Consider the following 23635-nt stretch of genomic DNA (forward strand, 5'->3'; position numbering starts at 1 on the left):
CCCCTCATCGCCGATGGTACCTGGCCCACGGGCCCGGGAGAGTAGGTCGCTGCTGGATTCACGGAGCCCCTTGCCTTAAAGGCGAGGGGCTCCTTTTTTGTATATACCGCTCGGCCCTTATGCAGGCAGGTGCCCGTGGCCGGGCCTCGCTCTCGCCGCCACGGCCTGTCAGTACAGGCCGCTTGCCGCTCACAGCCCCTTGCCGCAAACGCCCGAGGGGGCTTTTTTTATGCCCGAATCACGCGGGGTTTTAGGGGAGGAACCCCACCCTGGTGGCCATGCGCACTAAGCGACAAGTCGCTAAGTGCTGTCCGCCCTAGGCGAGGGGGTAATGGAAGACCCGGTGAGAGACTGGCCGATAAGCAAACATTAGAGGCCGAAGGCCGAATCCATGTTTGCGTTCGGAGCAGGCTCGAGCAGGGGCTGGAATTAGGGGGATGCTTCCCCCCCCCCTTTTTCATATGTAGACATTCTTTTTTACTTACAAATTAATACAGAGTGGAATATTCCAATCTGGAACTTTGACAATCTGTCCATTGCAATTTTCATATTGCATTGGTTTTTCGCGTGTGCGAATTATACTTTGATATCAGGTTGGTAACGCGATTAAGCGCTCCGTTTGGTATGAGAGGTTGTGTTATGGAAAATAATGAAATCAAAATCAGGAAACTGAGTCCCATTGTCGAAACTATCTGGGGCGTCCTAATTTTAGTATCGAGTCTTGTTCTGCTTTTTGTAGGCGGCTAGCTCTACGATAAGCCACACGGTCTTACGACTTCCAGAGCGAAGGAATCGGGCTGTGTGCGTCGTAGATGTCTTCGGCGTCGCGGAGCGGTTCGGACTTGCTCTTGAGCGGAAGCATGCGGTGTGCGTCTTGGTTTGCGGTCGGGTGATTAGCGACCGCTTTCTTGTACCAGCGCAGAGCCATGTTATAGATTCTTGCGCGTTCCAAGATTTTTCCAATAGCCACATTCAGGTTTGCAAATGTTTCGCTATCGCTGTCGCTGAATTTTGCAAATCGATCGAATTCCTGTTCCCAGTATTCAATTTCTTCATAGCAGGGCGGCACAGCCGACTCTGCTATGTTTATTTCTTCGACCATTGCGGTAGAAAGTTTGGGATCTGCCTTCACGATATTCTGGATAGCCAATGCGAGCTCCCTGCGGCCTGTTGCAGTCGCAATCTTGAGCCAGGGGGCATAATAGCGTGCCATGCCGTAAAGGGCGTTCATACGCTCCAGAGATTCGTTTGCGCATGCGCAGCCGGCTGCCTTGGCTTTCTTGTACCATTCAGCGGCGTGGGCGTATTCGCCTGCGTTTTCGCAAATTTGTCCGAATTCGTTTGCGAGTGTTCCGTTTGCGGCTTCCTGCAAGGCGGCGCTTTCGGAAGCGGTAGTGTCGCCGATTTCAAATTCGTTGGCCTTCTGGTACATCTCGTAGCAGGCTTCCAGCGCTTTTGCCTGCCTGAAATACTGTGCGAGGGCGAGTGCCAGCTGTTTGGTAATGGGCGGGTTCTGCACGGCGTATCCGGACCATTCTTCGACTTCGCCTGCGGGCGGAACGGCCGTGGTGTCGTTGCCTGCGTTCACGGCGTCGGCGTGTCCTTTGGCCTGGTTGATTTTTTCAAGGGCCTTGAGGCCTGCCGGTGTAGAAGTATCCGGGGCGGGTGCGTTTACAATGATGTTGAGCAATGCGCGTGCAATGGAAAAGTGTCCCTGGTTCTTGGCCATGACAAGGCGGCTGTAGTAGCTGGGGATGGTCGATGTATCCAATTGCATTTTGCCCTCTTATAAAATCTTTTACATTACGCTTTTTACAGGAGTATAATAGAAATTTTTGTTTATTTGCAAATGAGAGAAAATCGAAAAATGTCATTTTTTGTACTATACATAAATCTATATTGTGACTCTATAAGAGATGTAGGTGTTTAAAGAGGTACCTGAAGTGAAATTGATCCATACGGCAGACCTGCACATCGGAAAGAGCGTGTGCGAGCATTCGATGCTCGACGAACAGAGGCATATTCTGGCCGAAATCCTGAAAGCGGTAGAAACGGAAAAGCCCGAGGCGCTGCTGGTTGCAGGCGATGTTTACGACAAGTCGGTTCCTTCTGCCGATGCGGTTGCCGTGCTGGACGATTTTTTGGTGAAGCTCTCCAAGACGGGTACTAAGGTGTTCGTGCTGAGCGGTAACCACGATTCCGCAGAACGTCTTGCCTTTGGCGGTAGGCTCATGAACGATCGCGGCGTGTACATGTCGCAGGTGTATTCTGGCTCCTTTATGCCTGTCACGCTCAAGGACGATTTTGGCGAGGTCGACGTGTGGTTGCTTCCGTTTGTGCGTCCGGCCGCAGTGCGCGCATGCCTCAAGAGCGATGAAGAACGTGGCGAGGTCGTGGACTATACCTCTGCCATGCGAATGGCGATTGCGCAGATGAATTTTACGCCGGGGCGTCGCAACGTACTTTTGGCACACCAGTTCGTAACGGGTGCCGAACGGAGTGATTCCGAAGAAAATGTGGGTGGCCTCGACAATGTGGATGCATCTGTTTTCGATGGCTTTGACTACGTGGCGCTCGGGCATATCCATAAGCCGCAGAATGTAGCGAAAGATGAATCCGGAGTGGCACGTGTGCGTTACAGCGGGACGCCTCTCAAGTATTCATTGTCCGAGAAGGATCACAAGAAATCCTTGACGGTTATCGAACTGGGCGCGAAGGCGGATGCGGGCCTTTCTGAAATTGCAGTTCACGAAATTCCGCTTACGCCGAAGCATGATGTGCGTGAAATCCGCGGGACCTTTGCTGAACTCGTGTCGCCGGATTTTCAGCGCGGGCAACTGACTGAAGGGCTCAAGCCGGACGATTACATTTACGTCAAGTTGACGGATGAGAATGACGTGCCCGATGCCGCCTTGAAGTTACGCGGCATATACCCGAACTTGATGATGCTCGATTATGACAACGAGCGCACCCGCAATCAAAAGATTGTAGTTGGGGAAGGCAAGGCGGAACAGAAAACGCCGATGCAATTGTTCTCTGAATTCTTTACGGACATGACCAAGCGCGAACTGAATGAAGAGGAATGCGAATTCGTGCGCGATATGATTGATTGTATCTGGGAGGCTAAATGAGACCGACAAAATTGATTATATCGGCATTTGGCCCTTATGCAGACCGTACGCTTATTGATATGGACAAGCTTGGCATGAGCGGGCTTTACCTGATTTCGGGCGATACCGGTGCCGGCAAGACGACGATTTTCGATGCGATTACGTATGCCTTGTATGGCCGTGCAAGTGGCGACAGCCGCGACGATGCAAAGCTGTTCCGTTGTTTGAATGCAAAGCCTGAAACAAAGACCGAAGTCGACTTGACATTCATGTATGCGGGGAAGGTTTACCGCATTGTGCGCAATCCCGAATACATGCGCCCTAAAGCCCGCGGCGAGGGCTTTACGAAAGAAGCGGCGTCAGTCACGTTGTATTACCCTGATGCAAGCGGTAAGCAGGGGCCTACGAGCCGTTCGGTAAGCAAGGAGAAAGATGTTGCTGCCGCGGTGCAAGAAATCATCGGAATCGACCGCGACCAGTTTACCAAAATCGCGATGATCGCCCAAGGCGATTTCATGAAGGTATTGCTTTCGTCGACAGATGAGCGCAAGAAGATTTTCCGCAAGATTTTCAAGACGGACAAGTTCAACGCCCTGCAAGATGAACTCAAGAAGCGTGCAAACGAAATGGATCGGCAGTGCAGCGATAGTGAATCGACTGCATGCACGATGATTGCACAAATCCAGTGTGGTGAAAATTCTGCCCAAGCCGAAACCTTGGTGCAGGCCAAGAACTTGGCAGCCCAAAGGCAGGTGGCGGATTGGCAAGGCGTTTGCGATATGACGCAAGCGATTCTTGACGAAGACAGTCTGTCGCTCAAAAATGTTCAGGCCAAACTTGAAGAAAGCGCAAAAAAACTTGCCGATATAGACAAGGAACTTGGCCGTGCGCAGAATATTCAAAAGACTCGCGATGCGCTCAAGAAGGCAAGCGACGAACTGGAAAAGATTCTGCCGACACTTGCTCCGCTGAAAGAAGCGAAGCTTGCCGCCGAAGGTAAACAGCCGGAACGCGACAGTTTGCAGGAACGAATTACGACGCTCAAGAATTCGCTTCTTGAATACGACAAGCTGGAATCGTATCGCACAGAAGCTAAGCAGAAAGAAGTCGCGATTAAGGGCCTTGAAACAAAGCTGAACTCGAACCGTGAATCCATAGACAACCTTAAGGCGACAATTACAAACCTAGAGGCTGAATCGGCAACCTTGGGCGATGCTGGAACCAAGAAGCTGGAACTGATTGCGCAAAACGATAAATTTAAAGCAAGGCAAGAAGACCTGCAGAAAGTGGGCCGGAATGTCAAGGAACTGTCTACGCTTGTCGATGCATTTGAAAATGCAAAGAATGCATACATTACTGCCGATGGAGACTACTGGAAAATCAGTGACGATTACGAAGCGAAGAATCGTGCCTTCTTGAATGAACAGGCGGGAATCATTGCTGAAACTTTGGTAGAAAACGAACCCTGCCCGGTGTGCGGTTCTACAAGCCATCCGCATAAGGCTTGCAAGTCGGTAGAGGCTCCGAGCCAGGCGGAATTGGAACAGCTCAAGAAGATTGTTTCGAAAGCAGAAGCGGAACGCAACGAAAAGAACGCGTTGGCTTCGCAAGCAAGGGGCAAGTTCGAAGAAAAACAATTGGCGGTGCAGACGCTTGTGCAGGAACTTTTTGGCGAGTGCACTCTGGAAGAGGCGCGTGAACGCGGCAATACGGAGTATGCCGAGAACCGCGACAAGATGGCAACGCTTACTTTGGCGATATCGAAGGAAGAAGAACGCGAAAAGCGAAAGGTATTCCTTGAAAAGAATATTCCGGAAAAGCGTGCGGAATTGGAGAAGTTGCAAACTTCATCAACCGAAATGGAAAAACAGATTTCGGGCTTGAAGGCCGAGGTGCAATCTTGCTCGGCGGCGGCAGAAGAGCTTTCGAAAAAGCTTGCCTTTGAAAGCAAGGCGGACGCTGAAAAGCAGATTCGCGAAACGCAGGCGGTGTTTGACAGCTCCAAACGCGAACTTGAAAAGGCGACAGCCGCATTCACTGAATGCGAAAAGCAAGTGAACGAATTGAATGCAGGCAAGGTGACGCTTGCCTCGCAACTGGAGAATGCTCCGGCGTATGACATTGCCGCATTGCAGGCGAGCCGCGACCAGGTCGCCGAGGCGCACAATGCGCTCGCGCATTCGCAGAATAATATTTCTGCCCGTCTTGCTGGTAACAAGAGTGCGCTTGGTCAAATCAGCAAGACGGTGGGTGCGCTCGGCGAGCAACTCCGCAGGCGCGCATGGATTAGGAATCTGTCCGATACTGCAAACGGTGGGCTTTCGGGCCAGGGCAAGGTGATGCTTGAAACCTACGTGCAAGCGTCTTACTTTGACCGCATTGTGAGTCGCGCAAATATCCGCTTCCGTCTTCTTTCAAACGGCCAGTACGAACTGGTTCGCCGCAAAGATGCTGCCAATAACAGGAGCCAAAGCGGCCTCGACTTGAACGTACTTGACCATTCAAGCGGCAAGGAACGCGAAGTCAAGACGCTTAGCGGTGGCGAAAGTTTCTTGGCGTCACTCTCGCTTGCCTTGGGCCTTGCCGACGAAGTGCAAAGTTACGCCGGCGGAATCCAGCTTGACACCATGTTTGTGGACGAAGGCTTTGGTTCGCTTGACGAAGAAGCCCTGAAGAATGCAATCAACACGTTGCAGAATCTTGCAGGCGACAATCGCCTGGTAGGCATTATCAGTCACGTGAACGAGCTTGAACACAAGATTGATAAAATCGTCCGTGTCAAGAAAGACGAGAACAAAATCAGTCGCGTATCAATCGAGATATAAAAAAAGGCTCCTTAAGGAGCCTTCATTTTTACAGAAATTTTTACGGGATATCGTTTGGCAGAATTCCGAATTCTCGGGCTTTGCTGATATCGATGACTCTAGATTCTCCGGAATCAAAATTACCGTCTTCGACTTCATCGGCATATTTCAATTGAGCGCTGAGGTTTGCTTGATCGGCTGTTGCGTTCGGATCGCCGAGCATGGTGGTTTCCATGAAGTCGAGGATCTTGCTGTTCTTCTCGACACGCCAGCCTACAAAGGCGTGCCCAGGGATTTCAATGATAAGGGCTTGCATGCCGAGCGCTTCGAGTATCGATGCGAACAACATGGCTGTCTCAATACAAAGTCCATCACGGCTGCGCAGCACTTCGACGGGGTAGTTTATTTTTTGGGCGTTTACTCCGGCTCCGTCGTTTTGTACATAGTGGATGCCACGCTTGTGCAAGACGTTGAAGACTGCTTTTGCGACACGTCTGGAGCTGTAGGGGACTGATTCGTCTTCGGCGTATTTCTGGTAAATTTTTACCGTGCTGTCGGGTAGTTCGCCCTTAAGTTCGTTCAAGATCGTGCTGATCGAATCCATGCCCGGCGTTACCCATACTGCTTCCCATAAATGGGGATTGGGGATACCGACGAGTTCGCCGCCATTAATTTGCATCGGGTATATTTTCGTGGCTTTCGAAGAAGAGTGGAAAAGAATTTCCTGATCATTTTCGAGGGCGTATACGCGATTTTGGAACTGGACAGATTGCGGAGCTGTAAGAGCGAGCAATGCCTCATTGTTGAAGTGGAATGTGGGGGCGAGTAATTCGCTTGCGTCGGGGTTTACGACAGTTGTAACCGTAGCGGTATCGGTAAAGCCTTCAATCCATGATTTGAGCAGAACCTTTTTCCAGCGGCAGGGCACCTTAGAATTGCCCGCTTCGCATGTATTACGAACTTTTATCGAAATCGGCATCGGATAGTCGGTACCATCGCTTGCGGTAAAGTCCTTATACATTAAGGGGTATTGGTTTGCAAATGCGCCATAGATATTTTCTTTAGATGTCCATATATAAGCGTCTAACGTGCGAATGGCATTTTTTGTATAAATGTCGGTATAGACGCTGTCGTACAGTTTTTTGTAAAGCGAATCGTAGTTGGCTTGATTGAGGCTATCGATGAGTGCCTGGCGTGTTGAATCCATCCAGGTTGTGCCATAGGCGTTGTCGAAAAGAATCTTGTAGACCGTGTCAACGTAGGGTTCGGCATACAGGCTATCCCAAAGCGTGCCCGTGATTTCATCGCGCAGGACTTTAGCCAGCGAATCTATGTTGACTTCGATGGCGTCCTTACCGTCTTTGCCATCCTTGCCGTCCTTACCATTTTTGCCGTTTTCACCATCGATGCCGTTTTCACCCTTTGCGCCGGCAATGCCGTCTTTTCCGTCTTCGCCGGAGCAGGCGGTAAGCATAAAGCATGAAATGATTGTGATGAGGCTGGCATTAAAAATACGTTTGTATAACTTAGTAGGAATATGCATAAGTTCTCCTTTCCTCTAACAATAAAATAATTTATTTACAACAAGTAGTCCATGCGTATGTTGCGCATGCTTTCAAAAAGGTTTGCCTTCAGGGTGGAATTCCCCTTGGTCAAGCTCTTGATTTCTTCGCGGATTGATTTGCGGTGCGATGCCTTCGAGAATTCGCAGGTGCAAGTGAACTTGCGGATGTCTGCGTCTTCGGCGTATTCGATGATTTCGGATTCTTCGCAGTAACACAGCGGGCGGATAATGCTGCAGGGATACTTTTCATAAGGGACCATGGGCGGCATGCCGCTGAATTCGCCCTTGTACAGCATGTTCATCAGAAGAGTCTCTACGATGTCGTCCATGTGGTGGCCGAGCGCAATCTTGTTGTAACCGTTTTCGCGGGCGAACTTGATAAGCTCGGTGCGGCGCTGCGTACTGCACCAATAGCAATTGAGCTTGCGGCCTTCTTTAAGGCGACCTTCTACAGCGACGTCTTTAAAGAAGAACGGGATCTGCGGGTATTGCTCTGCCATGCGCTGCAAAAATTCGCGCGGAGCCTTGTCGGCAAAGTCGCTTTGAATATGAATCGCGCCGATTTCGCAATTGGGCAAGAACTTTCCCATGCGGCTGGCAAGTTCCATCAGGAGCACGCTGGAATCCTTACCGCCACTCACGGCGACAAGCACCTTATCTCCGTCTTCAATCAGGTTGAAGTCATGGAGTGCCTTGGTGATTTTCTTGCTGATGCGTTTACGGATGGCGTTGGACATATAAATAGTAGAAAGTGGTTTTGAAAAAAGGGCTCGCAAGTGCGAAGCCCTTTTTAATTTGTTTGTAACCCGTCTGATCCTTAGTCGGCAAGGCGGAGCGGCATCAGCAAGAAGCTGAAGCCCATGTCGTCGCCAACAGGTTCGATGATGCAAGCGCCGATCGGGGTGTTCATCTTGAGCACCACTTCTTCGCTCTTGCACATGCTGAGGATTTCGTAGAAGTAACGGCCGTCAAAGCCGATGCTGAAGCTGCCTTCGCCATTGTGGGTCACGGCCAAGGCTTCGCGGGTTTCGCCGCCGACATCCGGGTCGGTAGCGGAAAGTTCCATGTTGTTGCCGTCCATCTGGAAGCGGATCTGGTGCGTACGCGGGTTGGCCATCGGCAAGATACAGTGAACCTTGTCCAACAGTTCGGTAGCGTTGGCCTGAACGGTGCGTTCGAAATTCTGCGGAATCACGGCGCGGTAGTTCGGATACGGACCTTCGATAAGCTTGGAGATAATCTGCGTTGCGCCAATGCGGAACAGCACGTGGGTTTCGGTGGTGCAGATTTCGACGGAGTCTTCGTTCTTGGCGAGGCGGAGCACGAGCTGCAGAACCTTCGGGAGAACGATCACGCCGGATTCAAGGTTTGCGCCTTCCTGTTCGATGCTTGCGCGGCCCATGCGGTGACCGTCGGTTGCGACCATGGAGATCTTGCCGTCCTTTGCTTCCATGAACACGCCGTTCAGGTTCTGGCGGGTGTTATCGGTAGAGACTGCAAATGCGGTCTTTTCGACCAGGAATGCAAGTTCGCTTGCGGCAAGCGTAAGGGTGTTGCCTTCGACTTCGGGGAACGGAGGGAAGTCGCTGGCGTCGAAACTCGTAATGGAGGCCTGGCCCTTTTCGCTCCACTTGATGCGGGTCAAGTGATCCTGCACGTCGATGCTTACCGATTCGCAGCTCGGGACGAGGGCCTTGACGAGGTCGGAGAACTTGCGGGCGTTGATCAAGGCTTCGCCATCGCGTTCGCCTTCAACTTCAAGCTTAATCCTCACACCCAGGTTCAAGTCGGTAGCGCAGATTTCGAGAGTGTTGCCTTCGAGACGCAGCGAGTAGTCGTTAAGGATCTGCAGGGTGGACTTATTGGGGATGGCGCTGATAGCAATCTGGAGCGCTTCCTGCAATACGGATTTCTTGATATTGAACTTCATTTATGCGCCTCTTTGGATAAGCATGGTTCCGACAAAGAAGATTACGGCAATAGCGCCAAGGACGGCAATGATCTTCGGGTCCAAGGCATTGGCCTTTTTGGGTGTAAATTGCTTCGCATTTTGTTTTGCGCGTCTACGATCGCTACGACTCATAGATATTCTCCATATTTTATACGCGTAAAAAACTAATTTTTTTACGGACAAAAGGAATTAAGCATGGCTGAAAAAACGCTAAATAAGTTAAAAAATACGGCATTGAATTATGCGTCCACCGCCCTTTTGAGGGTGGAATTGGCTGCCGAGGAATCTAAACTCAAAAAACACTTCCAGGCTCTCGGACAAAAGCTCCACGGGGCCGTACGCGACGACCTTTTGAATACCATCAAGGACGATCCGTCGGTCGTCGAAATCTTGGGCGCGATTGAAGAAGAAAAGCGCGTCATTGAATCCTTGCGCAACCGAATCGATAATCCAGGGTCTGAACGTGAAGAAGCTTGAGGTCCATGTATTCCCGACCAAGACCACGTCGGGTAAAAGTTACGAGTTTTCGCTGATTGGTGCCATTGTTGCCGTCGTGGGCGTTGTGGCTGCCGTTTTGGGATTTATCCTGTTTTCGCCGGGCCAGATTTTAGACAACATAACGAGCGGGAACATTACCAATGTCTATAAGCAAAATGCCGCCATTAAAAAGGAACTTAAAGAAATCCGCGCCTCGGTTGACGAATCTATTTTGAAGGCCGAAGAAACCCGCGTGCTCCGCGACAGCGCCTTGATGGTGGGCGGCCTTGGCTTTGTGCTCGAAAGTGTCACTGCGATGGACGATTCGATTTTGCAGAAACGCAAGAGCGTGAACGAAGTGGAAATGACGTTCAAGAAGTTCCTGGCGGCCCTGGAAAACGATTCCGTGACGGCTGAAAAGATTCCGGTGCTTCACCCCATGCGCAATAACCATGCCGTCAAGAAGCGCTTTGAAATTGTCTACGACCCCTTTACCGACAGTGAACTTCCGCACAGGGGAATTGACTATGTGGCAGCCGAAGGTGATACCGTCTTTGCAACCGGGGCAGGCTCCGTGAGCGAAGTCCGCAAGCATCGTGGTTTCGGCCTTGCGGTAAAGATTGACCATGGCCATGACGTGCGCACCTTCTATGCCCACTTGGGTCAGGCCTTGGTAAAGCAGGGCGAACACGTTCACCGCGGGCAGCCCATTGCCTTGATTGGCGAAAGCGGCACGCAGTCGAGCATTGGCCTGCATTACGAAGTCCGCATCGATGGCATCTCCATCAATCCGGAAAGTTTCTATTTAACGAGATAGCGTTAATCGGCGAAACGGTTTAAACCGTTGGTGTGGTAGAATTCTACGTCCGAAAGCACTTGGTCGACCCAGCTCTTGGTGAGCGGCGACTTGCTCCAGTTTTCGGGCTTGGAATTGATTTCGGGGTCTGGGTAGAATGTGGCCACGGCGTTTTCTTGGCTCACGCCCACCTGAAGCATTTTGCCCAAGCGTTCTGCCCCGATAAAAATCTGCTCAATACCTTCGCCTTCCTTGAGCGAGAGAATGCCCTTGGAATCTTTGCGACCGCGGTAACTAAAGTTGAAATTCGAGACATGACGTATCAGCGACATCAACAATGCCGGATCCAGATGGTGGATTTGTGCAGCCTCCATCACGGGGAGAGCCGTAAGCTGTTCAGTGTCCCAGGGTTCGCCGTTGTATGTCACGACGAGCGTGTGGCTTGAACCTTCGCTCATGATTTGCATCTTGTAGCGCTTGCCCAACTTTTTCTGCAAAAGCCTGTTGAGTCGAATGCCCCTGTTCTTGAATTGCTTGTAGCCATTCATGGTAAAATAGAGCGTGTCGTCTAGGCGTGTTACGATAGGGGTAGTGGGCTTGTCTACAATCTCGTTGTAGGCGCCAATTATGAGCGGAAGCACGTAGGCGAGCTCCGGTTCCGGGTGCTGCATGTTGCAGTCGTTATCGACCTTGAGTACCTGCAGCGAATCCAGTTTCATGACGGCGACTGCCGCATAGTCTTCGAACAGGCTCCTTTCACTGATCCGCGTTTCGACGGATTCAGGAATCATAAGATACGTGACGACAATAGCGGCCACTAGTGCTACGCTTGCGATAATGGTACGCCAGACTCTGGGGGCCTTGAAAATCAATTTAAGCCAGCTACGTACCCTGGGGCTTTTCCCAAGGTAAACAGCCAAGAAGGCGAAAATGATTGTCCACAGGATAACGAATATCACGGATTACATTATAGCAAAGCGCGCAAATTCTATCTTTGGGGTATGCTGGATCCCTTAAAGAATATCGTGGTCATTGGTGACCGAATCTTGATTAAACCCCTTGAAGCCTCGAACAAGACCGGGAGCGGACTTTATTTGCCCCCGAGCGTTCGCGAGCACGATGCAGTGCATACGGGTTTAGTGGTCAAGGTGGGTCCGGGATATCCGCTCCCTGTGACGCAGGATAGCGATGCCGTATTCCGTGGGGAATCGCCTGACGAAGTCAAGTACTTGCCGTTACAGGTTAAGGAAGGCGACGAGGCGTTGTACCTGCATGCCAACGGTCATGAAATTGAAATTGACGGCGAAACCTACGTGATCATCTCACAGAACGCCGTGCTCATGGTCATGCGCCAAGACGTTCCCGATGATGTCTCAGGAATAGATAATCTTTAAACATTAATGTGAGCAATAAACGCCTCGTATAAACGAGGCGTGGTTGACGCCTACGGCGTCCGCGGCTTCACTCGGTTATGAAATTATGCAAGCATAATTTCGCGACTCTCGTTTTGCACGCTTTTGCGAGAGTGAGGGGATATCACATTTTAATTAATGTAATAGAGCCGAACGGTCTTTGTGAGTAACAAAGCCCCTGTTATTAAACAAGGGCGGTTACGAGAGCGAGGCGATATCTCATTTTATTTTATGAGGCAGAGCCGAGCGGTCTTTATAGTTTCCACTTGTCTTTCGCCGCTTCCAATTCGGCGGACACCTTTTCCCAATCTTCGTAGAGCTGGTCGACTTTCTTCTTGTTGTCGTCCATGTCCTTTGCGATGGCGGTAATGGCATTGCCGTCGCCGGTTTCGGAGGCGGTTACAAGTTTTGCTTCGAGTTCGCCGCCCAAGGCTTCGGCCTTCGCGATATCTTCTTCGAGTTTCGCGAGTTGCTTTTCGAGCGGCTTGATAATCTTGCTGCGTTCGGCGATGTAGTCGGCGCGGGCCTTGCGGTCTTCCTTGGCGCGGGGAGCGCTAGTGGGCGCATCCGTTTTCACGTCGATGTTGGAAACCTTGATGTTCGCTGATTCGGAGCCGCCCGGTTTCTTTTCGCTAGCCCAGCCCACCTTTTCGAGGAAGTCGGCGTAGGTGCCTTCGAACACGCGGCACTTGCCGCCGTCGAATACTACGAGTCTTGTGGCAAAGGCGTGCAACAGTTCTTCGTCATGGGTCACCACCATCGCCGTGCCTTCGTAATCTTCGAGGGCGTCGATCAGGCTTTCGATGGATTCCATGTCCAAGTGGTTCGTCGGTTCGTCAAGCAGCAACATGTTGCAAGGGCTTGCCAAAATCTTTCCGAGGAGCACGCGGCTGCGCTCGCCACCGCTCAGCACCTTCACCTTCTTGAGGGCGGCATCGCCGCTGAACATCATGAGGCCCGCGAGTCCACGGGCGCGGCTCTTCTGAGCCACTTCTTCAATAGCTGAGGCGATTTCTTCTTCGACAGTGTTGTCGAGGTTCAGGCGGTTGATATTCGTCTGGCCGAAGTAGTTAATCTGCAAATTCGGATTGTGGCTGATTTCGCCAGCGGTCGGCTGCAGTTCCTTGGCAATCAAGTTCAGGAGCGTCGTTTTACCGCGGCCGTTCGGACCGATGATTGCGATGCGGTCGCCCTTGAAGACTTCCATGGTGAGGTCGGTAATCAGTTCCGGGCCTTCGCCATAAGCAAAGTGCAGTTCCTTGATTTGGAGCATGCGCTTGCCGGGGAATCCTGCTTCGGTAAAGCTGAAGTCGAGGTTCCTTTCGTGGGTGAGGCGCTCGCCGGTGGCAAGCTTTGCCGCGGCCTTAATCTTGGATTGCACCATGGCGGCCTTTGCGGCCTTGTAGCGGAAACGTTCAATGACCTGTTCCAGCTGCGCCTTCTTTTTCGCCTCGTTTTCTTGCGTGCGCTGTGCGACTTCTTCTTCTTCGGCAATCGTTTCGCGGAGCTTTTCTACCGTGCCCTTCACCTTGCGCATCTTATGGCGGTGAATGCCCACCGTGTGGGTGCAGACCTCGTCCATAAAATGGTGGTCGTGGGTAATCAAAAGGACTTCGCCCTTCCAGCTGCGCAAAAAGCGACTGAGCCAGCGCATCGACACAATGTCCAGGTAGTTGGTCGGTTCGTCGAGCAGTAGCATGTCGGGTTCAGATGCCAAGACCTTCGCCAGGTTCAGGCGAATCTGGAAACCGCCCGAAAGGAGGGCGGGGCTCTTGTGCATGGATTCTTCGTCGAAACCCAGACCGAACAGAATCGCTTCGACCTTATGTTCTTCGATCCATCCGTCTTCATTGGGCTTGAGCACACTGCAGGCTTCTTCGTGAACTGTGGCGTGCGTAAAGTTCAGGTGTTGCTGCAAGTAACCCAGCGTGTATTTCTTGGGAATGTCGATGCTTCCGCCATCGATGCATTCCTGGCCGAGAATCATCTTGAAAAGGGTTGATTTACCGCAACCGTTGCGGCCTACAAGGCCCACGCGTTCGTGGTCGCCTACAAGCATAGAGGCGCCGTCAAGCAGCACCTGCTCACCAAAAGACTTCGAAACGTTCTGAATTTGAATCACGGGGTTAAATTTAGAAAAAGTAGGCAGTTGGCAGAATTTAGTTGGCTGTTAATAAAACTTGATTTGAAAATTTTCGTTATTCATTTTTTATTTTTCATTGTATATTTAGGTACGAGGTGATATATGGTGAAAAAATTCATTCTAGCCCAGTTTGCGCTTTGCGCACTTGTTTTTGGTACCATTGCCTGTTCCGACGATTCTTCCTCGGGCACGGACGCCAATATCGATACCGGCGACGAAATCAACATCCCTATTTCGGACAAAGTATCTAGCGCCGCGGACAAGGGCGTTTCCAGTTCCTCGAAAATCGACTCGCTTAAGGTAACGAAGAGTGACCCTGCCGCTTCGGATGCTGAGTCCAGTTCTTCTACGGCAAAGGATTCTCCGGAGTCTTCTGCAGAAGCAAAATCGAGTTCTTCCGAGGCTTCCGCAAAAGAAGACACGGGCTTTATCAACGAAGGCTGGCGCGAAGATTGCCTCGCTAAAATCAACGAATACCGCGCTACCGAAGACTTGAAACCGCTCACGCTCGCCTCCGAAGAAAAGCAGACTTGCGCTGACAAGCAGTCCGCCGACGATCTTGCCTCGAACACGGCTCATGGCCATTTTGGCGATTGCGGCGAATTCGCTCAGAACAGTGGCCCCAATTTCAGTGGTAGCTGGCAGAAGAATGCCTCTGCCGTTGCCGAATACTACCTCAAGATGATGTGGGAAGACGAAAAGGCCAAGGCTGAAAAGGGCGTTACGGAATATGCCCAGATCGGACACTACCTGAATATGAAAAACACAAGCTACACCAAGGTCGCTTGCGGAATCACCCTATCTGAAGATGGTAAAACAGGCTGGTTTAACGTAGACTTCTTCTAGTCTTTCTTCTTGCCGTTTTTGGGCTTATTCTTATTGATGTAATCAAGTCCCTTGCTCCTGTCGGCAGCAAGGGCTATTTTTTGTTGCTTGAGAAAGTCAATATAGATGTTTGCGCCTTCGTTAAGGTCAACCCCTGCGGCATCAAGCAAGTTGAAGAATAGCATGACTGAGGGGATTCTATCGCCTTTTCCGAGTCGTCTTATGTATTCTCTGGAAACATCGCAGAAAAAGGACAAGTTTTTCTGGGTAGTCTTCGTCCTCAAAAACGCAATAAGCTCTTTTATAGCATTTTTGTGGACGTTTTCATCGAACATATTTCAATTGTAAAAACGGAGCCACGAAAAACGTGCCAACTATAGTTGGCGTTATCAAATAAAAAAATGCTTTATATGAAAAATTTATGTTTGCCCTAGGGCGCAATAAATTATATTGCCTCATTGTATGAGATTGTGTATTATCGTTTTTTTTTCAGTTTTGGCCCTTTTTGCAAAGGATATCGCATGGAAAACCGATAAGTTCCTCGGTGAACCCTTCAAAATGCATGAATTTGAGGCGGAGAACTTTCATGCAACGCTTGTCGGCTACCCATTCGATTCAGTAAAAGATTCTGTATCATTACGTGTTCCTAAAGCTGCTGTTCTTTACATACACGGGTTTAATGATTATTTCTTTCAACAGGAACTTGCTCAACAGGTGGATTCCGCAGGCTATTCCTTTTTTGCAATTGACTTGCATAAGTACGGCCGTTCATACCGCTCGGGCGAAACCATAGGGGAGCTTCGCGACATTTCGGAATACTATGCCGAAATCGATTCCGCAATCTCCATGATTCGTGAAGCCGAGGGCGATTCTGTTCCGTTTGTGTTAATGGGGCATAGCACCGGCGGGCTTATCGCGTGTCTGTATGCAGCAGACAGGCGAAATGGCGAGGGAATTGCTGCCGTTGTCCTGAATAGTCCGTTTCTCGAGATGAATTACATTTGGCCTGTGCGCCGTTTAGCCGTTCCCGTGCTTTCTGCATTGGGGGGCGTGTTCCCGGATATCGGTATTCCGCGTAGTGAAAACCTGAACTACGACAAGAGTCTGCACAAGTCCGAGGGCGGAGAATGGGATTACGACCATAACCTTAAAGTCCCGGGCAGCCTGCCAATCGATTTGGGCTGGCTACATGCGATCCACCAGGGGCATGTCCGTGTCCAACAGGGTTTACACCTCATGCCTCCGGTTTTGGTGATGCATAGCGGTTGCAGTTTCCGCGACGACGACTGGAGTGAGGAATATACCTACTGCGACGGCGTGTTGGACGTGGAGCATATCCATGAATACGGAGCCAACCTTGGCCCGAATGTGAAGCTCGAACAAATTGAGGGCGGCCTTCATGACCTTATTCTTTCGCATAAACCTGTCCGTGACACTGTTTATCAAAAGATGTTTGATTTCTTGGATAAGAACGTGAAGTAAAGGGGCGTCAGGATTATTCCGCCCGTCTGCCCTTTACATCCACTTTATGACGTAGCTTGCGCAGTTTCGGCTGCGCTTTTTTGTTGCCCTTGGCGATGGCGGTTGAGCCGCCCACGTCGGTAACTTCGATTTCTTCGCTCAAGAGCCAGGAATCATTGTCGTTTTCGACTTTTACGAGAGCCTTGTACTTGCCCTTTTCGGTGAGAGCGAGGGTCGCCTTGTCGGCGCCTTCAATCAACTTGCCGTCTTTGTACCAGTGGATTCCGTAATTCGTGCCGTTCACTTGCAGGTTTGCCTGCTCTTGCTTGAGTGCGGGTTTTGCAAGTGTCATGTACTTGTTCACGATTTTCGCAAGTTCCTGGGCGCCTGTCGCATTCGGGTGGACGCTATCGTCCAAGAACCATGCGGGTGTCTGGAACAGAGTATGCAGATCGATGATGTTGACACCCTTCTTGACAGCGGTTTCCTTGATGATCGGGTTAATCTGGCTTACGATAGCCGTGTCCATAATCGCCCAGCCCACGTTGTTGCTGTATGGCTGCAGTGTCGCGTAAATTTTGGGATTGGTGGGCAGGTGCGCAAAGGTGTCAATTAGCGCCTCGTAATCGGTGTACAGCTGCGTTTTTTCGCATTGCCCGTAAAGGTAATTGTAATTGGCGCCCTCGCTTTCCATAAAGTACTTGCTGTCGTTGGTGCCGAGTTCAATGATTACGATGTTTGGCGAAGAGGCGAGTGCCGCCTTGAACTTTTCCGTCTTCCAGTAGCTGGAATTGTTGTCACCGCCTTTGATTTTCTCGCCCGCAAATGTCATGGAAGATACGCCGAAGTTTGTGACGGCGTAATCGTTCCCGAGCATTTCTTGCAGGTGGTCGGGGTATTTCTTTTCGCTCCAGATCCCGTAGCCCTCGGTAATGCTGTTGCCCACGCAGGCGACATTGGTCGCGGCCAGGGCGCTAGAAACGGCCATGGACAAAGAGACTGCTATCGATAATTTTCCAAACATCCGAAAACACTCCTTTCTCTTTGTTCTCTTGACTTGAGTGTTCCCCCAACTGCATAAAATATAAAAAAGCCCGCCGACTTTTGTCGGCGGGGCATTTGCTGAATTCTTTTAGCCTAGATTAGAACTGGGCCTTGAGAGCCTGCGGGCATTCTACTTCCTTGTAGGTGTGGTTCGGGTTGCCTGCAGCTTCCATCCAGGTGGCAAGGAACATGCAGCCTTCCTTGGCTTGGGTGTCGTTGGCGAAGGACTTGTTACACTTTTCCTTGAGGCATTCCTTGCGCTTGTTCAAGAGGTCGCCATCGTAGCCGACTTCGTCTTCGCACTTAGAGAGGAGACCGCCGTATTGTGCACCCTGGTCGCCCCAGCCCATGTTGGCGCAGCCGTTAAAGGCACCAACGCCACCGCCCGGAATCATGATGTCAAACTGGCCACCCTGTACGTCGTAGCCGATATTCGAGGCCATCACGACGAGGGTCTTGCCCTTAAGAGCCTGGTGGTTTGCCTTGGTTTCATACTTGCCTTCGCCTGTAAAGGTGAGTGCGAAGCACTTGCCGCATGTGGCGTCGTTACCCGGAGTTGCTGCGAATGCATAGGCGAGCTTGTCGCTTACGATGATAGGAATCTGGCTGGTACAAGTGGTGCCCTGACCGCCAGAACAAATGCTTCCGCTGTTGTTTCCGATAGGAGTCTTACCCTTGGCATCGCAAGTCTTGGCTGCGCCACCGTGTTCAGGCCATGCGCAGTGGGGCATGCAGCAGTCCCAGTAACGGGTTGCAAAGCCCTGTTGACCACCTGCGCCTGCGTTGAGGTACTTGGCTTCTTCGGCAGAGGCGTTTGCGTTGCCCTGGCTGCTAGAAGACTTGGGCTGAGAGCTGCTCGAAGATTTTACGCTAGAGCTGGACTTCGGCTGCTGCTGACTGCTGGAAGACTTGGGTTGCTGCTGGCTGCTCGAGGATTTCTGCTGCTGTTGGCTGCTCGAAGACTTAGCCTGTTGCTGGCTGCTGGAGCTGTTGGCCGGAGTTGCAGCGCCGCCGAGGTTTTTGCAATTTTGATTGGTCGGATCGTAATAGCAGTTTACCTTGCAGGATTCATCGTAGGCGTATTGTTCGTCGTGGTTTCCCTTAAGAGTGGTGTGGGGGTCGACGCACTTGCCTGAAGCACCGTCAAGGCATTTGCCTTCGCACTGGTTGTTAGATGTTGTCGCAGAAGAAGACTTCGGCTGTTGTTCTGCAGCGGAGCTCTGCGTTTGCTGTTGCTGGGACGAAGAACTCTTGTCGCTGACAGTCTTTTCAGAGGAACTGCTTACGACAGGAGTGGGTTCGCTACCAGAAGAAAGGGTAGTTGTCGGCTGCGAATCCGTTGCGCTGGAAAGCGTGGTAGTCGGAGTCGTTGCCGAAGCGTCTGCAGACGATGTAGGAGTGGATACCTGGGCCGTAGCCGTTTCACGCGTGACAACCGGAAGTTCGTTCGTGTCGACGTTTGCGAGAATCGGGGTGCCGTCAACGCCCACGATGGAGCCTGTGAGCGTGCCTTCGACAAATACGAAGGAACCTACGACATTACCGCTCAAGTCGGTAACGATGCCGGCAGGATAAATGAGGTACGGCTGTCCTGCGTTGACAAGCCAACAAGCTTCGTCTGCTGCTACAGCTGCGTTAGAATTGTCGTCTGTAGGTTGGACCGCGGAAGGGTCAAGATTATTGATGGCTTCTGCAGCCTCTTCGGAGCAGTTGACAAGAGCCAGCATGGCTCCAAGAACCACAACAGACTTCAGGAATTGGTGTTTCATAAGCATCCTCAAACAAAGACAATTAGACTTTCGTATCGAAAGTCCTTCCAATTCCATCCGCGAAACAAAATAGATTAATAGAGCCCAAAAAGCACGTAAAATTTTGGTAGTCAAATGCTTGCTGAAACAAGGTGATTTCTGAAACAAAAAATCCCGACGCTAGGTCGGGATTTCTTATCAAAGGTAAAGTTTTGATTAATATTTCTGCTTCAGCACTTCGGGGCATTCCACTTCGGTGTATTCGTGGTTGGGGTTGCCGGCGGCTTCCATGAAGTTTGCCAGGAAGAGGCAGCCCTGCTTGGCCGTTGCGTCGCTAGAGAAGGACTTGTTGCACTTTTCGACGAGGCATTCCTTACGCTTGGTGAGCAGGTTAGATGCATTGTAGCCGACTTCCTTTTCGCATTCGGAAAGCAAGCCACCGTAGGTGTCGCCCTGGCTGCCCCAGCCGTATCCGCTGGTGCCGTTATAAAGGCCGACGCCACCACCCGGAATCATCACGTCGAACTGACCCTGGTTCACGTCAGCACCGATGTTGGTGACCATCACGATCAACTTCTTGCCGGCGAGAGCCTTGTGGTTCTGCTTGGTTTCGTACTTGCCCTTTCCGGTAAAGGTGAGCTGGAAGCACTTGCCGCACTGGCCACCGTTAGAGGCGGGGACTGCGGCGAAGGCAAAGCCGATATTGTCGCAGCCGTCAACGGTAAACGGAATCTGGCTTGTGCAGGTTGCTGCACTACCGCCGTTACAGACGCTCTGTGCGTTGTAGTCCGTGTTTTCGGTCTTGCCGTTTGCGCTGCACTGCTTTGCGGGGCCTGCGCTGCCTGCGTTGTTAGTCCAGGAGCAGCTGGGCTTGCAGCCGTCCCAGTAGCGGCTAGCGAAACCGGTACCGGTTGAGCCGCCCTTGGTCTTGATGGCCGGGCAGCCAGAGGTAACGACCTGCGTGCTGCTAGAAGATTTTGCGACGCTAGAGGAGGACGGGGCAACGCTTGCAGAAGACTTGTTCTGTTGCTGTTGGCTAGAGGAAGACTTAGCCTGCTGCTGGCTGCTAGAAGACTTTGCCTGTTGCTGCTGGCTAGACGAAGATGCTGGCTTGCTTGTTGCGCCAGAAATGGTGATGATGAATTCGTAGTCCTTGCCGTTCACCTTGAAGAATTCGCTTACGGAATTTCCGTCATCCGGCTGGAAGTGTTCAGGAACGGTACTTGCAGGAATGGTGTAGGTGTCACCGCTCTGCTTGGGTTCTTCGAGCCACCAGGCGTTCCAGGACATACGGGTAACGTTTTCCACGCCGCTGAACTTGACTTCGGTAGTCTTTGCGTTCTTGGCGACCGTCTGCGTAAGGCTTCCCGAAATGGTGAGTTTGCCGTCGGTTACGACCTGCTGTGCCGAAGAAGCCGGAGTATCCTGCTGTGCGACAGAGGAAGAGCTGGCCGGCGAGTCGTTGGTGCTGCTGGTCGGAGCTTCGGTACCGCTAGAAGCGGGAGTGCTGATTGCGGACGAAGCCGGGATATCGATAGTTGCCGAAGAAGACGGCGGCAAGGCCATCGAAGCTGTTTCGCGAGTCACGATGGCGAGTTCGTCGATTTTGATGTTGCTGATAATGATGGAGCTGCCGTCAATTGAGACCATGTTGCCGGTCGTGTAGGAGTCGTCGGTAAATACGAACGAAGCGAGCACGGTGCCATTGAGGTCGGTCACGATACCAGCGGGGTAGATGAGGTAGGGCTGGTCGGCAGTAATGAGCCAGCATGGATCGTCAGCGGATGTGGTAGTGGTGCCCGGATTGTTTTCCGAAGGCTGAAGTGCGCTAGGATCAAGGTTGTTGATTGCTTCGGCGGTGTCATCAGAACAGTTGACGAAGGCCAAAACGGTGCTTAATGCCAGCACGGACTTTAGGAATTGGTGTTTCATGAGCATCCTCAAACAAATACAATTAGACTTTCGTACCGAAAGCCCTTCCAATTCCATCCGCGCATAAAGATAGATTTTTTGCTCGAAAATTTCATGTAAAAAATGGAATATCAAGCATTTATGCGATGTTCGTCACACAACAAGGCGGTAAATAGAAAAGCCCCGGTTAAACCGGGGCTAAAAGTTTCAATCTAGAACGCTTTACAGGATTAGTATCTATCTTTCAGTTCCTTCGGACATTCCACTTCCTTATAGGTGAGGAGCGGGTTGCCTGCGGCATTCATCCAAGTTGCCAAGAAGAGACAACCTTCCTTGGCTTCGGGGTCGCTCGAGAAGGACTTGTTGCACTTTTCGGTGAGACAGCTCTGGTATTTGCTCGCGTTGTAGTTGGTTTCGTGTTCGCATTCGTCAAGGAGGCCGCCGTATTTGGAACCTTGGGAACCCCAGCCCATTTTGCCTCCGCAGCCATTGAATATCCCGTAGCCACCGCCCGGAATCATCACGTCGAACTGGCCGCCGGCCACGTCGTAACCCACATTGTTGGACATGACGATCAGGTGTTTACCCTTGATTTTTGCTTGGCGATCATTGCTGTACTTGCCCTTGCCTTGGAAGACGAGGTCAAAGCACTTGCCACAGTTGTTTTCGCCACCAGGAGTTGCTGCGAAGGCGAATGCCAAGGTGTCATTAATGATGATGGGGAACTGGCTTCTGCAAATACCGGCGTTACCACCGTCGCACATACTGCCTGCGCTCTTGTCGCCAATCTTGTTGCCTTGAGCGTCGCAGGTGGTTGCGGAGCCACCATGTTCGGGCCATGCGCAGTGCGGTTTACAGCAGTCCCAATAACGGGTTGCGTAGCCCTCGCCGCTCTTGCCGCCGTTTACGTACTTAATGGTGTAGTTGGTGCTTTGGCCGCCACCGCCGCTAGAAGAGCTGCTCTTCACCGAGCTCGAAGACTTTGCGGAACTCGAAGATTTTGCAGAGCTCGAGGACTTTGCAGAGCTGGAAGACTTGGGGGTGGTAGAGGAGCTGGAGTTGCCCGGATTTACGACAGAGCTAGAAGAGGTGAGGACGGGGTCTGGGCCCGGACCCGGATTGTCCATCGAAGAACTGCTTTCAACAGGAACCGGAACCGGAGTCGGGTTCGTGTGGACATTCGCCGGGTAAATCTTGAGTTCGTTCAGATCGACGTTGCCGACGAGCACGTTTCCTTCCAGGTCGACGATGTCGCCGACGGTTGTGAGATTGCCGTCAGAATCGGTCTTGAAAACCATGCTGCCTATGGCGACTCCAGAACCGTCGGTAACGATGTTGACGCCATACTGGTTCATGGGGTAAATCACGTAGTTCTTGTCGGCGCTCAGCACCCATGCGTTGTCGGTAATGATCGTCGGTTCCAGAAGTTCCAAATCGGCGAAATTGATACCTTGTGCAATAATGGTTCTTGCGCTGTCCAGGGCGACAATCAAGCCGGTTGCTATATCGGCCAAGGCGACTGTATCGCCGGCTTCGTTGGTCACAAAACCGTAGGCGTCGATGAGGTAGTTCGTACCATTGCCATCCCTATACAAAAAAGAGGGCTGGCTTACAATAATGGCTTGGCTATTGTTGTTGTTATTGTTGTCGGCGTTGATTACGGCGTCGTCGCCGCAATTGCAGATTAAGGCGACTGCTGCTGCCGACAGCAGTAGCGTAAAAAGTTTCTTCTTCATAAATTCCTCATGCTCCCATAAACACTCAAGGCACAAGATAGATAAAAAAAGAAGAAATAGGTGTAAAATTATATTGTTCAATAAATTAGTGTTCCTACTCCGTTCCACATTGTTTAGGGATGTTAACATGGGTGGCCGGAATGTAAACTTTTATTGTGTAAAAATCTTTTTACAAAAAAGTTGTTGATAAGTTGAAGGGGTTGTCGGGTGTGAAATAGTGGTGTGTTTAAATTGTTGATAAGTTGGAGTTTGCGTAGGATTAAAATATTGAAGTTTGGAAATTAAGCTAAAAACGCCATTTTCTGTAAAAAGGGGATTAGACCGCGCGTTGATTTCCTGAAGGCCGAAAACACCCCGAGAATGGCTGAAATCCGCGTTTTTTAGCGAAAAAGCAAAAAAAAATCCTTGAAAAATTCCTTGATTTTGCTAAATTTGTTCGGCAAAATTCGCAAAGTACCGCTTCCTATGCTTTGCGAAATAACAGGAATATGCGTTTAACCCGCGCCGTTCCTAGGATTCGAAGCGATAAACCTTCTGCTGAAGAAGAGGAAAAAATGGCAAAAGAACATTTTGACAGAAGCAAGCCGCACTGCAACATCGGCACCATCGGCCACGTTGACCACGGCAAAACCACTCTGACCGCCGCAATCTGC

Annotated in this window: 20 protein-coding genes; 8 read left to right on the forward strand and 12 right to left on the reverse strand. The window is 51.1% G+C overall.

Going from position 1 to position 23635, the window contains the following annotated elements:
• Window positions 1-769 precede the first annotated feature (769 nt).
• Complete coding sequence (locus QZN53_RS11030) at window positions 770-1777, reverse strand: hypothetical protein (protein WP_163439005.1); 1008 nt, start codon at window positions 1775-1777, stop codon at window positions 770-772.
• Between the two features lie 166 nt (window positions 1778-1943).
• On the opposite strand from QZN53_RS11030, the gene QZN53_RS11035 reads away from it, so the two are divergent.
• Window positions 1944-3131 carry an exonuclease SbcCD subunit D gene (locus tag QZN53_RS11035; RefSeq protein ID WP_163439006.1) on the forward strand — a complete coding sequence of 396 codons (1188 nt, stop codon included), beginning with the start codon at window positions 1944-1946 and terminating at the stop codon, window positions 3129-3131.
• Window positions 3128-5935, forward strand: coding sequence for an SbcC/MukB-like Walker B domain-containing protein (locus QZN53_RS11040; protein WP_163439007.1), 2808 nt, complete (start codon window positions 3128-3130; stop codon window positions 5933-5935). The genes QZN53_RS11035 and QZN53_RS11040 overlap by 4 nt, the downstream gene beginning before the upstream one ends.
• Window positions 5936-5975: 40 nt before the next feature.
• On the opposite strand, the gene QZN53_RS11045 is transcribed toward QZN53_RS11040, so the two are convergent.
• The 4 genes from QZN53_RS11045 to QZN53_RS11060 form a co-directional block, all read right to left on the reverse strand.
• Entirely contained in the window at window positions 5976-7457 is a 1482-nt protein-coding gene (locus QZN53_RS11045; RefSeq protein ID WP_163439008.1) for a transglutaminase family protein, read from the reverse strand.
• Between the two features lie 35 nt (window positions 7458-7492).
• Window positions 7493-8215, reverse strand: coding sequence for a tRNA 2-thiocytidine biosynthesis TtcA family protein (locus tag QZN53_RS11050; RefSeq protein ID WP_163439009.1), 723 nt, complete (start codon window positions 8213-8215; stop codon window positions 7493-7495).
• 80 nt (window positions 8216-8295) lie between these two features.
• Window positions 8296-9408 (reverse strand): DNA polymerase III subunit beta, encoded by a 1113-nt coding sequence (gene dnaN / locus QZN53_RS11055; protein WP_163439010.1) that lies wholly within the window; start codon window positions 9406-9408, stop codon window positions 8296-8298.
• A complete protein-coding gene (locus tag QZN53_RS11060) occupies window positions 9409-9561 on the reverse strand; it encodes a hypothetical protein (protein ID WP_158212934.1) in 153 nt (50 codons plus the stop codon). It abuts the gene before it with no gap.
• 63 nt (window positions 9562-9624) lie between these two features.
• Between QZN53_RS11060 and QZN53_RS11065 the strand changes: the two genes are divergently transcribed.
• Window positions 9625-9906: a hypothetical protein gene (locus QZN53_RS11065; RefSeq protein WP_088629032.1), complete on the forward strand. Its 282-nt coding sequence runs from the start codon at window positions 9625-9627 to the stop codon at window positions 9904-9906.
• Window positions 9893-10723, forward strand: coding sequence for a M23 family metallopeptidase (locus QZN53_RS11070; RefSeq protein ID WP_163439011.1), 831 nt, complete (start codon window positions 9893-9895; stop codon window positions 10721-10723). The genes QZN53_RS11065 and QZN53_RS11070 overlap by 14 nt, the downstream gene beginning before the upstream one ends.
• A 2-nt stretch (window positions 10724-10725) precedes the next feature.
• On the opposite strand, the gene QZN53_RS11075 is transcribed toward QZN53_RS11070, so the two are convergent.
• A complete protein-coding gene (locus QZN53_RS11075; protein ID WP_163439012.1) occupies window positions 10726-11661 on the reverse strand; it encodes a hypothetical protein in 936 nt (311 codons plus the stop codon).
• Window positions 11662-11703: 42 nt separating this feature from the next.
• Here QZN53_RS11075 and QZN53_RS11080 point away from each other — a divergent pair, with 42 nt between their 5' ends.
• Complete coding sequence (locus QZN53_RS11080; RefSeq protein ID WP_163439013.1) at window positions 11704-12096, forward strand: co-chaperone GroES family protein; 393 nt, start codon at window positions 11704-11706, stop codon at window positions 12094-12096.
• 271 nt (window positions 12097-12367) lie between these two features.
• Here the strand turns inward: QZN53_RS11080 and QZN53_RS11085 are convergent, their stop codons facing one another.
• Complete coding sequence (locus QZN53_RS11085; protein WP_163439014.1) at window positions 12368-14236, reverse strand: ABC-F family ATP-binding cassette domain-containing protein; 1869 nt, start codon at window positions 14234-14236, stop codon at window positions 12368-12370.
• A 123-nt stretch (window positions 14237-14359) separates the two neighbouring features.
• Between QZN53_RS11085 and QZN53_RS11090 the strand changes: the two genes are divergently transcribed.
• Window positions 14360-15103: a CAP domain-containing protein gene (locus QZN53_RS11090; protein ID WP_163439015.1), complete on the forward strand. Its 744-nt coding sequence runs from the start codon at window positions 14360-14362 to the stop codon at window positions 15101-15103.
• Here QZN53_RS11090 and QZN53_RS11095 read toward each other — a convergent pair.
• Window positions 15100-15417 carry a helix-turn-helix transcriptional regulator gene (locus tag QZN53_RS11095; RefSeq protein ID WP_163439016.1) on the reverse strand — a complete coding sequence of 106 codons (318 nt, stop codon included), beginning with the start codon at window positions 15415-15417 and terminating at the stop codon, window positions 15100-15102. The two genes, QZN53_RS11090 and QZN53_RS11095, sit on opposite strands and share 4 nt — an antisense overlap.
• 160 nt (window positions 15418-15577) lie before the next feature.
• Here QZN53_RS11095 and QZN53_RS11100 point away from each other — a divergent pair, with 160 nt between their 5' ends.
• Window positions 15578-16564: an alpha/beta hydrolase gene (locus tag QZN53_RS11100; protein WP_163439017.1), complete on the forward strand. Its 987-nt coding sequence runs from the start codon at window positions 15578-15580 to the stop codon at window positions 16562-16564.
• 13 nt (window positions 16565-16577) lie between these two features.
• On the opposite strand, the gene QZN53_RS11105 is transcribed toward QZN53_RS11100, so the two are convergent.
• From QZN53_RS11105 to QZN53_RS11120, 4 genes are all read right to left on the reverse strand, one after another.
• Window positions 16578-17567 carry a GDSL-type esterase/lipase family protein gene (locus QZN53_RS11105; protein ID WP_163439018.1) on the reverse strand — a complete coding sequence of 330 codons (990 nt, stop codon included), beginning with the start codon at window positions 17565-17567 and terminating at the stop codon, window positions 16578-16580.
• 118 nt (window positions 17568-17685) lie between these two features.
• Entirely contained in the window at window positions 17686-19356 is a 1671-nt protein-coding gene (locus QZN53_RS11110) for a glycosyl hydrolase family 5 (RefSeq protein WP_294653137.1), read from the reverse strand.
• A gap of 195 nt (window positions 19357-19551) precedes the next feature.
• A complete protein-coding gene (locus QZN53_RS11115; RefSeq protein ID WP_294653139.1) occupies window positions 19552-21267 on the reverse strand; it encodes a glycosyl hydrolase family 5 in 1716 nt (571 codons plus the stop codon).
• A gap of 209 nt (window positions 21268-21476) precedes the next feature.
• Window positions 21477-22982 carry a glycosyl hydrolase family 5 gene (locus QZN53_RS11120; RefSeq protein ID WP_163439019.1) on the reverse strand — a complete coding sequence of 502 codons (1506 nt, stop codon included), beginning with the start codon at window positions 22980-22982 and terminating at the stop codon, window positions 21477-21479.
• A 554-nt stretch (window positions 22983-23536) separates the two neighbouring features.
• Here QZN53_RS11120 and QZN53_RS11125 point away from each other — a divergent pair.
• The coding region (locus QZN53_RS11125) for a GTP-binding protein (RefSeq protein ID WP_163414583.1) at window positions 23537-23635 on the forward strand (99 nt) is incomplete at its 3' end.

The sequence above is a fragment of the uncultured Fibrobacter sp. genome (genome assembly GCF_900316465.1).
Classification (GTDB): domain Bacteria; phylum Fibrobacterota; class Fibrobacteria; order Fibrobacterales; family Fibrobacteraceae; genus Fibrobacter.